This is a genomic window from Blastococcus tunisiensis (assembly GCF_900112815.1).
Taxonomy (GTDB): Bacteria; Actinomycetota; Actinomycetes; order Mycobacteriales; family Geodermatophilaceae; genus Blastococcus_B; species Blastococcus_B tunisiensis.
In genome coordinates this window covers 17,479-29,889 of record NZ_FOND01000022.1, presented here as the reverse complement: position 1 = coordinate 29,889, position 12,411 = coordinate 17,479, and the positions used below count along the sequence as shown (strand labels likewise).

The 12,411-nt window shown below is 73.1% G+C and carries 14 protein-coding genes; 8 read left to right on the top strand and 6 right to left on the bottom strand.

The features are described from left to right. Positions 1 to 64 precede the first annotated feature (64 nt). The 7 genes from BM142_RS20680 (at position 65) to purU (ending at position 6,401) form a co-directional block, all read left to right on the top strand. The gene (locus tag BM142_RS20680; protein WP_092202815.1) at positions 65 to 718 is read left to right on the top strand and encodes a GntR family transcriptional regulator; all 654 of its coding nucleotides are present in this window, start codon (positions 65 to 67) and stop codon (positions 716 to 718) included. Next, entirely contained in the window at positions 715 to 1,419 is a 705-nt protein-coding gene (locus BM142_RS20675) for a 4-carboxy-4-hydroxy-2-oxoadipate aldolase/oxaloacetate decarboxylase (protein ID WP_092202813.1), read from the top strand. The genes BM142_RS20680 and BM142_RS20675 overlap by 4 nt, the downstream gene beginning before the upstream one ends. Further along, on the top strand, positions 1,416 to 2,495 hold the full coding sequence (locus BM142_RS20670; RefSeq protein WP_092202811.1) for a 4-oxalomesaconate tautomerase: 1,080 nt from the start codon (positions 1,416 to 1,418) through the stop codon (positions 2,493 to 2,495). Before BM142_RS20675 ends, BM142_RS20670 begins: the two co-directional genes overlap by 4 nt. A 37-nt stretch (positions 2,496 to 2,532) precedes the next feature. Beyond that, positions 2,533 to 3,489: a VOC family protein gene (locus BM142_RS20665; RefSeq protein ID WP_092202809.1), complete on the top strand. Its 957-nt coding sequence runs from the start codon at positions 2,533 to 2,535 to the stop codon at positions 3,487 to 3,489. Further along, a complete protein-coding gene (locus tag BM142_RS20660) occupies positions 3,486 to 4,283 on the top strand; it encodes a DUF1932 domain-containing protein (protein WP_092202807.1) in 798 nt (265 codons plus the stop codon). The genes BM142_RS20665 and BM142_RS20660 overlap by 4 nt, the downstream gene beginning before the upstream one ends. Continuing rightward, positions 4,280 to 5,302: an amidohydrolase family protein gene (locus tag BM142_RS20655; protein WP_092202805.1), complete on the top strand. Its 1,023-nt coding sequence runs from the start codon at positions 4,280 to 4,282 to the stop codon at positions 5,300 to 5,302. The genes BM142_RS20660 and BM142_RS20655 overlap by 4 nt, the downstream gene beginning before the upstream one ends. Positions 5,303 to 5,528: 226 nt before the next feature. Beyond that, on the top strand, positions 5,529 to 6,401 hold the full coding sequence (gene purU, locus BM142_RS20650) for a formyltetrahydrofolate deformylase (RefSeq protein WP_092202803.1): 873 nt from the start codon (positions 5,529 to 5,531) through the stop codon (positions 6,399 to 6,401). Between the two features lie 37 nt (positions 6,402 to 6,438). Here purU and BM142_RS20645 read toward each other — a convergent pair whose 3' ends face one another. Together BM142_RS20645 and BM142_RS20640 are read right to left on the bottom strand one after the other, a co-directional pair. After that, complete coding sequence (locus BM142_RS20645; protein WP_092202801.1) at positions 6,439 to 7,338, bottom strand: siderophore-interacting protein; 900 nt, start codon at positions 7,336 to 7,338, stop codon at positions 6,439 to 6,441. A 91-nt stretch (positions 7,339 to 7,429) separates the two neighbouring features. Further along, complete coding sequence (locus tag BM142_RS20640) at positions 7,430 to 8,029, bottom strand: helix-turn-helix domain-containing protein (RefSeq protein ID WP_092202799.1); 600 nt, start codon at positions 8,027 to 8,029, stop codon at positions 7,430 to 7,432. Positions 8,030 to 8,106: 77 nt separating this feature from the next. On the opposite strand from BM142_RS20640, the gene BM142_RS20635 reads away from it, so the two are divergent. Beyond that, the gene (locus BM142_RS20635) at positions 8,107 to 9,090 is read left to right on the top strand and encodes an NAD(P)/FAD-dependent oxidoreductase (protein WP_092202797.1); all 984 of its coding nucleotides are present in this window, start codon (positions 8,107 to 8,109) and stop codon (positions 9,088 to 9,090) included. 627 nt (positions 9,091 to 9,717) lie between these two features. On the opposite strand, the gene BM142_RS20630 is transcribed toward BM142_RS20635, so the two are convergent. Genes BM142_RS20630 through BM142_RS20615 form a run of 4 tightly spaced genes read right to left on the bottom strand, consistent with a single transcriptional unit; the run spans position 9,718 to position 12,390 of the window. Next, the gene (locus tag BM142_RS20630) at positions 9,718 to 10,008 is read right to left on the bottom strand and encodes a phosphatase RsbU N-terminal domain-containing protein (RefSeq protein ID WP_092202795.1); all 291 of its coding nucleotides are present in this window, start codon (positions 10,006 to 10,008) and stop codon (positions 9,718 to 9,720) included. After that, positions 10,005 to 10,415 (bottom strand): STAS domain-containing protein, encoded by a 411-nt coding sequence (locus BM142_RS20625; RefSeq protein ID WP_092202793.1) that lies wholly within the window; start codon positions 10,413 to 10,415, stop codon positions 10,005 to 10,007. The genes BM142_RS20630 and BM142_RS20625 overlap by 4 nt, the downstream gene beginning before the upstream one ends. After that, on the bottom strand, positions 10,412 to 11,314 hold the full coding sequence (locus BM142_RS20620) for an STAS domain-containing protein (protein WP_254791112.1): 903 nt from the start codon (positions 11,312 to 11,314) through the stop codon (positions 10,412 to 10,414). Before BM142_RS20620 ends, BM142_RS20625 begins: the two co-directional genes overlap by 4 nt. Next, entirely contained in the window at positions 11,311 to 12,390 is a 1,080-nt protein-coding gene (locus BM142_RS20615; RefSeq protein WP_254791111.1) for a sigma-70 family RNA polymerase sigma factor, read from the bottom strand. Before BM142_RS20615 ends, BM142_RS20620 begins: the two co-directional genes overlap by 4 nt. Positions 12,391 to 12,411: the final 21 nt, after the last annotated feature.

Sequence of the window (12,411 nt, the reverse complement as noted above, 5' to 3'; positions counted from 1 at the left end):
GGCGACCGTGCGGATCGTCGACAGGATTGTTGGCAATCGGCGCCGGCCCGGTTACGGTGCTGCCATGGCGTCGGCGGCTCAGGAATCGGCGGAGCGCGCCCTCCGTGCCGCGATCTCCCGGGGTGACATGCCGCCGGGGCACCGGCTGGTCGAGGCCGAGCTGGTCGCCCTGACCGGGGTCAGCCGCAGTGCCGTGCGGCTGGCGATCGACGCGCTGATCGCCGAGGGCCTGGTCGAGCGGATCCCGCACCGGGGCGCCCGGGTGCGCATCGTGTCCACCGCGGAGGCGGTCGCGATCACCGAGTGCCGGATGGCCCTGGAGGGCCTCCTGGCCCGCAAGGCCGCCGAGCGCATCACACCGGCCGAGATCGTCCCCCTGCGCGGCCACCTGCGGGTCATGACGGACGCGGTCGACGGCGGTGACCTGCTCAAGTACTCCGACCTGATCCAGCAGCTGCACGGCATGGTGCACGACGCCGCACGCCACCCCATCGCGGCGGGGCTGGTCGGACGGCTGCAGGCCCAGCTGGTCCGCCACCAGTTCCAGCTCTCGCTCCGCCCCGGACGCCCCCGGGTGAGCCTGGCCGAGCTGACCGCCCTGGTGGACGCCGTCACCGCCCGCGACCCCGAGCGGGCCGAGGCGGCCGCCGTCGCCCACGTCCGAAGCATCGTCGACGCGCTGTCCGAGCCCGTCCAGCAGACCGGAGATCCAGCATGAGGACCGTCGTCGTCACCGACCCACCGCGCGCCGACGCGGGGGACGCCGAGCAGCTCGGCGGCTTCGGCACCGCCACCGTGCACGAGGCCCTGGGCCGGGTCGGCTACCTGGGCCCGGAGTTCCGGCCCGCCTGGGCCGGGGCGCGGATCGGGGGCACCGCCGTCACCGTGCTGTGCTGGCCCGGGGACAACCTGATGATCCACGTGGCCGTCGAGCAGTGCCGGCCCGGTGACGTGCTCGTCGTCGCGACCAACTCGCCCTCCACCGACGGGCTCTTCGGCGAGCTGTTCGCCACCGCCCTGGCGCAGCGCGGGGTGCGCGGCGTGATCCTCGGCTGCGGGGTGCGCGACGTCGCCGAGCTGCGCGAGATGGGCTTCCCGGCCTGGTCCCGGGCGGTCAGCGCGCAGGGGTCGGTGAAGGCCACCGCCGGGGCGGTGAACGTGCCGATCGTGCTCGGCGGCCAGCTGATCCACCCCGGCGACGTCGTGGTCGCCGACGACGACGGCGTGATGGTCGTGCCGCGCACCGACGTGCCGCGGGCGCTGACCGCCTCGCAGGCTCGGATCGACAAGGAGGCCGCCAGCCGGGCCGCCTTCGAGCAGGGGGAGCTGGGCCTCGACCGCTACGGCCTGCGCGACCGGCTCGGCGACTTCGGCATCGAGTACGTCCCCTACTCGACGTACGCGGAGGAGGACGCATGAGCTACGACGACTCCGGTGTCCGCGCCACGATGCTGCGGGGCGGCACCTCGCGCGGCCTGTACTTCGAGGCGGAGGACCTGCCCGCCGACCCGGCCGAGCGCGACGACCTGCTGCTGCGGCTGATGGGCACGCCCGACCCGCTGCAGATCGACGGGCTGGGCGGGGCCACGACGCTCACCAGCAAGGTCGCGGTCGTCTCGCCGTCGGCCGACCCCGAGGTCGACGTCGACTACCTGTTCCTGCAGCTGGGGGTGGACGAGGCGACGGTCAGCGACCGGCAGAACTGCGGCAACATCCTGGCCGGCGTCGGGCCCTTCGCCGTCGAGCGCGGAATGGTCCCGGCCGGGGACGAGGAGACGGCGGTGCGGATCCGCATGGTCAACTCCGACAGCGTCGCCGTCGCCACCTTTCCCACCCCCGGCGGCCTCGTGGAGTACCGCGGCGACATCGAGATCGCCGGCGTGCCGGGGACCGCGGCGCCGGTGGTCCTCGCCTTCACCGACACCGAGGGGTCGGCGACCGGCAGCCTGCTGCCCACCGGCCACGTGCGCGACACCATCGAGGGCGTCGAGGCCACCTGCGTCGACAACGGCATGCCCGTCGTCCTCGCGCTGGCCACGTCGTTCGGCCTGACGGGCTACGAGTCGCACGAGGAGCTGGCCGCCGACACCGCGCTGCTGCAGCGGATCGACGCGTTCCGCCGCAAGGCCGCGGAGCTGATGGGCATGGGCGACGTGTCGTCGGCCTCGGTGCCGAAGACGGCGCTGCTCGCACCCGCGCGCGACGGCGGGCAGGTCTGCACCCGGTCGTTCATCCCGGTGCGCCCGCACACCTCCATCGGCGTCCTCGGTGCGGTCAGCGTCGTAACCGGGATGCTGCTGCCCGACGCCGTCGGCCACGAGCTGACCGCCGACTGGCCGGCCGACACCTCCCGCGTGGACGTGGAGCACCCGACCGGGCACCTGCTCGTCGACGTCGCCGTCGACCCCTCCACCACCCCGCCCCGCGTCGTCCGCTCGGGCGTCGTCCGCACCGCCCGCAAGCTGTTCGACGGGACCGCGTTCCCGCGCGCCTGAACCTGTCCGGCACCGCCCCTCGACCCCAGGAGACCCCGTGCCCCCGCTGCACGACATCGCCCACCTCGCCCACATCGAGCTGCTGACGCACAAGCCCGAGGAGAGCCTGGACTTCTTCGTCCGCTACCTCGGGATGACGGAGAACGGCTCGTCCGGCGACTCGGTGTTCCTGCGGGCCTGGGACGACTACGAGAACACGACGATCAAGCTCACCGCCGCCGCGCAGCCGGGCGTGGGCCGGACCAACTTCCGGGCGAGCACCCCCGAGGCGCTGCAGCGCCGGGTGGCCGCCATCGAGGCGACCGGGCTGGGCAAGGGCTGGCAGGACGGCGACCCCGGTTACGGCCCGGTGTACGTGTTCACCGACCCCGACGGCCACGAGATGGGCGTCTACTACGAGACCGAGTGGTACCGGCCGGAGGGCGACCTGAAGCCCGCGCTGAAGAACCAGGCGCAGGCCTACCCCGGCCGCGGCGTGAGCGTCCGGCGGATCGACCACATCAACTACCTCGGCGTGAACCCGCAGGAGAACCGCGACTTCTTCGTCGACACCCTCGGGGCGATGACCACCGAGCAGATCGTGCTGGACAGCGGTGAGATCGCCGGCACCTGGACCACCTTCACCAACCAGGGCTACAACGCCGTCTGGACCAAGGACAAGACCGGCACGCCGGGCCGGCTGCACCACATCTCCTTCGCCGTCGACAGCCGGGACGACATCATCCGGGCCGCCGACCTCGCCCTCGAGCACGGCGTGCACATCGAGACCGGGCCGCACAAGCACACGATCCAGCAGAGCTTCTTCCTCTACGTCTGGGAGCCGGCCGGCAACCGGATCGAGCTGGACAACCCGGCCGCCCGGCTGGTGTTCGCCCCCGACTGGCAGCCGATCGACTGGTCGGAGGCCGAGCGCGCCAAGGGGCAGGCGTGGGGGTTGCAGACGATCTCCACCTTCCACACCCACGGGACGCCGCCGGTCGAGGTCCGCGAGTGACCTCGTCGATCGCCGTCCTGGGCCTCGGGGAGGCCGGCGCGGAGATCGCCCGCGACCTGGTGGCCGCCGGTGCCGACGTGCGCGGGTACGACCCGTTGCCGGTCGTCGTGGACGGCGTCCAGCAGCGGGGCTCGGAGGCCGAGGCGGTCGCCGACGCGGACGTGGTGCTGAGCGTCAACAGCTCGCACGACGCGATGGCGGCGCTGGAGAACGCCCTGCCCGGGCTCCGGGCCGGCACGCTCTGGGCCGACCTCAACACCGCCAGCCCGGGGCTGAAGGTGGCGCTCTCGGCGCGGGCCGCCGAGCGGGACGTCCCCGTGGTCGACGTGGCGCTCATGTCGCCGGTCCCCGGCAAGGGGCTGCACACGCCGATGCTGGTCTCCGGCGATGCCGCCGAGCGCTTCCGCGAGCTGCTCGCCGGCCTGGGCGCCGACGTCGCCGTGCAGGACGGGCCGGTCGGGACGGCGATCTCCCGCAAGCTCCTGCGCAGCGTCTTCTACAAGGGGCTGGCCGCCGCCGTGGTCGAGGCGATGCGCGGCGCCGAGGCGGCCGGTTGCGCGGACTGGCTGCGGGACAACATCGCCGCCGAGCTGGCCGGCTTCGACGAGCGGACCGTCGAGCGGCTGGTCGACGGCACGCACACCCACGCCCGGCGGCGGGCGGACGAGATGAGCGCGGCGACGGAGCAGCTGGAGGAGCTGGGGGTGGCCGCGCGCATCGCGCCGGCCGCCCGGGACCTCCTCGTCGAGCTCCGCGACGCGGCACCGGGCGACCGGGGGACGGAGCGACGATGATCATCGACTGCCACGGGCACTACACGACCGCGCCGGCCGCGCACACCGCGTGGCGCGAACAGCAGGTGGCGGCCCGGGAGGCGGGGACGACGCCCCCGCCCTACCCGTCCATCAGCGACGACGAGATCCGCGAGACGATCGAGACCAGCCAGCTGCGGCTCATGGACGAACGCGGCATCGACCTCACGATCTTCTCCCCGCGAGCCTCGGCGATGGCCCACCACGTCGGCGACGCCGCGGTCAGCCTCGAGTGGGCCCGCCGTTGCAACGACCTCATCGCCCGGGTGGTCGACCTCTACCCGGAACGGTTCATCGGCGTCGCCCAGCTGCCGCAGTCGCCCGGGTCCGGGCTGGAGAACTCCGTCGCCGAGCTGCGGCGCTGCGTCGAGGAGCTCGGCTTCGTCGGCTGCAACCTCAACCCCGACCCCAGCGGCGGCCACTGGGACTCCCCGCCCCTGACCGACCGGAGCTGGTACTCCTTCTACGAGACGATGGTGGAGCTCGACGTCCCGGCGATGGTGCACGTCTCCGCATCCGCGGTGCCGGCCTTCCACGCCACCGGCGCCTACTACATCAACGCCGACACGACCGCGTTCATGCAGCTGCTCCAGGGCTCGCTGTTCACCGACCTGCCGGAGCTGCGCCTGGTGATCCCGCACGGCGGGGGAGCCGTGCCCTACCACTGGGGCCGGTACCGCGGGCTGGCCGACATGCTGAAGCAGCCGCCGGTCGAGACGAACGTGATGGGCAACGTCTTCTTCGACACCTGCGTCTACCACCAGCCGGGCATCGACCTGCTGCTGGACGTGATCGACACCGGCAACGTGCTCTTCGGCTCGGAGATGGTGGGTGCGGTCCGCGGGATCGATCCCCGCACCGGGCACCACTTCGACGACACCCGCCGGTACGTCGAGGCCGCCGTCGAGAGGGGGGCGCTCGACGACGAGGGGCGGACGGCGGTGTTCGAGGGCAACGTCCGGCGGGTCTACCCGCGGCTCGACGCGGCGCTGCGCCGTTGACGGCCGGGCGCGCCGGGCGCCTACGTCGATTGTCGCGGCCGCGATGACTCCCCCTGTCACCCGAGAGAGGTCATCTGCGGCATTCCACCCACGTCGGACCGCGGAATAGGGTTCCTGTCGGCTCCGTCGTCGAGGACCTGCCCCGAGGGGTGTCCGCCAGGCGGCGGGAACGAGCCGTCCGCGGCCGATCGACCGGTCCGGAGACCGACCACTGGTAGGAGGCGCAATGACGCGGTCCGCCGACGTCCAGCACGGCGTCCTGGTGCTGTCCTGCCAGGACGCGCCCGGCATCGTGCACGCAGTGTCCGGACTGCTCGTCCAGGAGCACTGCACCATCGTGGAGAGCCACCAGTTCGACAGCGGCGAGAGTGGCATGTTCTACATGCGGGTCGAGTTCGCCGACGTCGACGGGGGGCCGCTGGACTTCTCCCGCCTCTGCGCGGCGTTCGAGAGCATCGCCGAGCGCTTCGGGATGACCTGGCGGATGGCCGACGCCGCCGAGCGCCAGCGCGTGCTCATCATGGTCAGCCAGTACGCGCACTGCCTCAACGACCTGCTCTTCCGGAACTCGATCGGCGAGCTCAACCTCGACGTGGTCGCGATCGTGTCCAACCATCCCGACCTTCAGCACATCGCCGACTTCTACGGCATCCCCTTCACCCACATCCCGGTCACCAAGGAGACGAAGCCGGAGGCGGAGGCGGCGTTGCTCGACATCGTCCGCGAGAAGCGCGTGGAGCTGGTGGTCCTGGCCCGCTACATGCAGATCCTGTCCGACGGGCTCTGCCGGGAGCTGGAGGGCCGGGCGATCAACATCCACCACTCGATGCTGCCGAGCTTCAAGGGTGCCCGGCCCTACCACCAGGCCCACGCCCGCGGCGTCAAGTTCATCGGGGCCACCGCGCACTACGTGACCGCGGACCTGGACGAGGGCCCGATCATCGAGCAGGAGATGATCCGCGTGGACCACTCCCTGAGCCCCGAGCGACTGGCCGCGCGCGGCCGGGAGGCCGAGACCCGGGCCCTCGCGCACGCGGTGCGGTGGCACACGGAGAACCGCGTCGTCGTCCACGGCACCCGGACCGTCGTCTTCGAGTGACCGGCCGGCGGCGGCCGCTCCGGGCCGCCGCCGGGTCTCAGGAGGCGGTCGTCGCCGCATCCTCCGCTTCGATGGCGGCGTTCCACTCGCGCTTGGCCGCCTGCCAGCGGTCCTCGGTGTCGCCGGAGCGCCAGTAGCCGGAGATGGACGTCAGCGCCGGGTCCAGTCCGCGCTCGGCACGCAGGTGCCGGCGCAGGTCCCGGACGGCGGCCGCCTCGCCGTGCACGAAGACGTGCCCACGGCCCTCGGGCAGGCGCTGACCGGTGACGGTGGCGACCAGCGCGGCCCCGGGTGCGGCGGTGCCGCGGTGCAGCCACACCAGCTCCACGCCCGGCCGCACGGCGAGGTCGCCCTGCTCCTCGGCCGGCCCCGTCACCTCGACGAAGACCAGGGCGCGGGCGCCGGCGGGCAGCGCCTCGAGGGTGGCGGCGATGGCCGGGAGCGCCGACTCGTCACCGGCGAGCAGGTGCCAGTCGGCCTCCGGGGCCGGTGCGTACGCGCCACCGGGCCCCAGCAGCTGGATCACATCGCCCGGGCGGGCGGCGGCGGCCCACGGGCCGGCCAGGCCCTCGTCGCCGTGGTGGACGAAGTCGATGGTCAGCTCGCCGGCCGTGGCGTCCCAGGCGCGCACCGTGTACGTGCGGGTGACCGGCCACAGCTCGCGGGGCAGCTCCGCCTCGATCTGCTCGACGTCGAAGGGGGCGCTGTAGCCGGCGCCGGCGGGGGCGAAGAGCAGCTTGACGTAGTGGTCGGTGAACTCGCCGACCGGGAAACCGGCCAGCCCGTCGCCACCCAGGACCACACGGATCATGTGCGGGGTGATCCGCTCGGTCCGGACCACCTCGGCGACCCTCGGGGTGCGCTTCCGGGGCCCGCCTCGCCCGCGGTCCCCTCCGGGCGCTGCGGCGCGGCCCTCGGCCACGGACTGCTCGCTCATGCGTTCCTCCTCCGGCTCGCGGCGCGGACGGCACACGAACAAGTAAGGCTTACCTTAGACGGCGAGGTCCGTGAGGAGGTCGGGCGCCCGGTCAGTCCCTGCGCGCGGGCCGTGCGCGCACGTGGATCCGCTCGCCCTGCGGGCCGAAGAGGGCCAGCACCTCGGCCGGAGCGGGTCCGGGGTTGGCCACCACGTGCGGGGTGCGGGTGTCGAACTCCGCCACCTCGCCGGCCGAGAGGAAGAAGTCGTGGTCGCCGAGCAGCAGCCGCAGCCGGCCGTTCAGCACGTAGAGCCACTCGTGCCCCTCGTGGGACTGCTGCTCCAGCTCGCCCACCGGGTAGCGCGGCGGGTAGACCAGCTTGTAGGCCTGCAGCCCCCCGGGCCGGCGGGTCAGCGGGATCATGGTGATGCCGTGGCGCTCGATCGCCCGCTGGTGGATCCGCGGGTCGCCGGTCTCGGGTGCGTCGACCAGCTCGTCGAGGGGGACCTGGTGGGCGCGGGCCAGCGGGAGCAGGAGCTCCAGGGTCGGCCGCCGCTGGCCCGACTCCAGCCGGGAGAGCGTGCTCACCGAGATGCCGGTGGCCGCCGACAGCTGGCTCAGCGTCGCCCCCCGCTGCATCCGGAGCGCCCGGAGCCGGGGCCCGACCGCCGTCAGCACCGCACCGAGATCGGGATCCGCATCCTTTGCCATAGCGGCAACGATAGTTGTCGATCCCGTCGCGCGGGGCGCACTGTCGCCGCAGGACACCCGAGCAGAGGAGAACGGCGATGGACGAGCGGTACGACGTGCTGGTGGTGGGCGGCGGAGCGGCCGGGCTGAGCGGGGCCCTGGCCCTCTCGCGGGCGCGCCGCCGGGTGCTGGTGGTCGACGCGGGTGCACCGCGGAACGCACCGGCCGGCCAGGTGCACAACTACCTGGGGCGGGAGGGCACACCGCCGGCCGAGCTGCTGGCGATCGGCCGCGAGGAGGTCACCGGCTACGGCGCCGAGCTGGTGCCCGGGGAGGTGGTGGCGGCGGAGCGCGCCGACGGCGGCTTCCGGGTGGAGCTGGCCGACGGACGCTCCGTGCACGCCCGGCGGTTGCTGGTGACCACCGGCCTCACCGACGAGCTGCCCGACCTCCCCGGCGTGCGCGAGCAGTGGGGGAGCGGCGTCCTGCACTGCCCGTACTGCCACGGCTGGGAGGTCCGCGACCGGGCCATCGGGATCCTCGGCGGGCCCTTCGGCGTCCACGCGTCCCTCCTGTGGCGGCAGTGGAGCGCCGACGTCACCCTGTTCCGGCACACCGGCCCCGAGCTCACCGGCGAGGAAGGCGAGCAGCTGGCCGCCCGCGGGGTTCGGGTCGTCGAGGGGGAGGTGGCCGGGCTGGAGAGCGACGCCGGGCGGCTGACCGGCGTCCGGCTGGCGTCGGGCGAGATCGTGGCCCGTGACGCGGTGGTCGTCGCGCCGCGGTTCACCGCGAACTCCGCCGTACTGCGCTCGCTCGGCCTCGAACCGGTCGACATGGAGATGTTCGGCTCGGTGATCGGCAGCTACGTCCCCTCGGAGCCGACGGGCGCGACCGCCGTCCCGGGCGTGTGGGTGGCCGGCAACGTGACCACGCTGAACGCCCAGGTGATCACGTCGGCCGCCGCGGGGCTGAACGCGGCCGGGCAGCTCAACGCCGACCTGATCAGCGAGGACACCCGCCTCGCGGTCGCCGCGTTCTCCGGATCGGACGACGCCGTCGCGGCGGCGGGTCGGCCGCGCTGAGCCCTGGCACGTCGTGGTGTTGGCACGTCGTGGTGTCGGCACGTCGTGGTGCCGACACCACGACATGTCGACAACGGGTGGGCCGCAGCCGGCCGGCCGGTCCGCCCGCGCCGCCGCACGCGAGCCGACGACGGGCGCCCGGGCAGCGCCGTGCCCCGGCAGCCGAGGGCCGGGGCACTGCGGTGGCGCGGTGGAACCATCCCCAGCGGAATACCACGGGCAGGTCCTGCATCACGGCGGCATCGCACTCGTAGGACGCGGGCTGGACCTCGGCGATGACGGCGACGCTGACGAGGCTTGCGACGGCTCGACGGAACGAGTCCGTGCCGGGCGTGGGTCGGGAATGGCGACCTGACCTGCGGCTCCGCACGGGGACGCAGAGACCTCGGGCGCATGACGCGGATGCGGGCCGCGATCTCCGCCCGGTCCGCGGTGACGTTCCGGCCCGAACCGGCGCCGGTGCAGGTCGGCGTCATCGGGCGGGCTCCCGTCCGGCATCGGGGACCCTTCGGGCCGGGCGTCATGGGAAGGCGGTCACGGCCTCTTCACGGGTGCGCGGCCGCACCGGTCGTGCGCCCGGTCGGGGAGCCGTGAACCCGCTCCTCGATCGGGTCCGGTCCACGCCCCTCATCTCCGGTCGAGGAAGCCCCGCTGCGTCATGTCGAAGGTGGCCAGCACCTCCAGGAGGAACTCGGACGCCGCCGTCGCCACCTCCGGCAGATCTGCGGCGGGGGTCTCGCGCAGGACCTCCAGGAAGACCTCGTGGTGGATCCGGACCAGTTCCAGGATGCTGAGCCCCTCCGTCACCGCCGTCCGCCCCAGTTCGTAGCCGCGGTGCAGGGCCGCTTCCGCGCGGCGGGGGAGGTACTGGAGGAACGCGACCCGGTAGTCGCGCGTCAGGTCGTCCAGTGCACTCATGGCGGCGGGACACGTCCTGCGGGGCGGCTCACGGCCCCTCCGGCCAGACGCCCGTTGAGGTACTCCAGCCCCTCCTCGAGGTCGAGGGCGGTGGCGATGGCACCGGTGGACATCCCGAGCGCCACCATCGCCAGGGCTACGTCGGGCTGGATCCCGACGACCACGGTCAGCGCCCCGCGCAACCGGGCCACCTCGCCGATGGTGCGGAGGGTCCTGGTGCCGAACGAGTCGAGGACGTCGAGCGCCGCGACGTCGATGACCACGCCCCGCGAGCGGTGGCGGCCGATCTGCTCGATGAGGTCCTCGCGGAACCGGTCCATCTGGGTGTCGTCGAGAGCAGTGTGGATCGACGCGATCAGGTAGGAACCCTGCCGCAGGATGGAGACGAGCTTCGGCCCGGACGTCACGGCACGCCGGAACCGTCGGCGCGGCCGACCGCGTAGCCGAGCAGCCGCTCGGCCTCCTCGAGGCCGCCCTGGAGGTCGCCGATCGTGTCCATCTTGCTGAGGTCCACCCCGATCGTGACGAGGGTCTGGGCGATGTCGGGTGACAGGCCCGTGATGATGACGCTGGCGCCCATGAGCCGTGAGGCGTCGACGGTCTGGACGAGGTGGTTGGCCACCGCCTCGTCCACGTCAGGGACGCCGGTGATGTCGATGACGACGACCTTGGCCCGGTGGGTCCGGATGCCCGTCAGCAGCTGCTCGGTCAGCTGACGAGCGCGTTCGCTGTCGAGCACCCCGATGATCGGCAGGATCAGCAGCCGCTCCCGGACCGGGAGCACCGGGGTGGACAGCTCGCGGATGGAGTCCTGCTGCTGCCGGATGACCCGCTCCCGCTCGTCCACGAAGGAGACGGCGACGGTGTTGGCGATCCGGTTGGCTGCCGGCTCGTACGCGTCGAGCACGCGGTTGAGCAGCGCGAAGTCGCGCTGGTACTTCTCGAACAGCGATCGGGCGAGGACGTCGCGCAACAGGAGGACGATGCCGACGACCTCGTGGGTCTCCACCCCCCGCGGGATGATCCGTTCGGACAGGTCGCGGGCGTAGCGCTGGAGGGCCTCCACGCTGCCGGTCTCGAGCACCTCGACGTAGTTGTCGTAGACCGAGGTGGTCTCGGCGGCCATCTCCTGCGGCGTCATGGCGTGCAGCAGTCCCGCCTGCTGGATGCGCTGCGACCACTCGTGCCGCAGTCGGGTCCGGTGCTCGCGCAGGTGGGCGACGAGCTGGGGGAGCAGCTGGTTCCCGTCCGCGTCGTCCGGGGCGGGGAGATCCGCCGTCGTCACCGAGGTCTCGTCACCGTTCATCGTTCACCACACCATTTCGTCATCGTCGCCGTCGTGCCCTGCCCGACCTCGGACGCGACCGCGAACTCGTCCATCAACCGTCGGGCGCCGGGCAGTCCGAGCCCGAGCCCGGAATACGTGCTGTAGCCGTCCGTCAGCGCCTGCTCCACATCGGAGATCCCCGGCCCGGTGTCCCGAGCGACAACCTGCACGCCGCGGCGCGGGTGGTCCAGCAACTCGACCACCACTTCTCCGGACCCGGCGAAGCGGACGATGTTCCGGGCCACCTCCGACACCGCGGTCGCGATGAGCGTGAGGTCGGTCCGGCCGAAGCCCAGGCGGGACGCCAGTTCCCGCGCGGCCTGCCGGGCGGCCACGATGTCCCCGTCGGAGCCGATGGCGATGCGGATCCGGTCCTCGCGCGTCGCGGCCCGCTGGAGCAGCGGCTGGCTCAGCCGGGCGCAGAGGTCGCACTCGAGCAGATGACGGGCGGCGTCGACCTCCCGCTGCCGTCGGCGATCCCCGCCGGACAACGCCAGGAGCACGGGACGGCATCGGTCGGTCGGCGGCTCGACCCGCTCGCTGGCCAGGAGGTACTCCACCCGCAACCGTGCTCGTGCCCGGTTCAGCTGGGCGGCGACCGCGCCGGCGGTCGAGCCGAGTTCGGCGGCGAGGGACCGGGTGTCCTGACCGGACACCTCGTGCGCGAGCAACGTCGCCCGCTCCCGGTCGGACAGGCGGGCGAGCGCCTGCGCGACCGCAGACTGCTCCTCCCGGGCCAGCAGGTCGGCATCGGGTGACTCGGGGGCCAGGAGATCCACCATGCGGTGCTCGTTCCGGCGATGCCGGTCCTGCTCCCGCCACAGCGAGGCGACCACGTTGCGTGCCGTCACGATGGCGTAGGGCTCCAGCATCCCCGGCTCGATGCGGTCCGCCGCAGCGAGCACGCGTACCAGGGTCTCCTGGACGAGGTCGTCTGCGGTGCTGCGGTCGGGCACCCGTGCGGCCACGATGCGCCGCACGATGGGCACGATCGCCGCCAGGGCCGCGTGCACATCTGCTGCGACCGGCGGATCGGCCGTCTCGGCAGCCTCCACAGGAGGACGGTACGCCCGCTG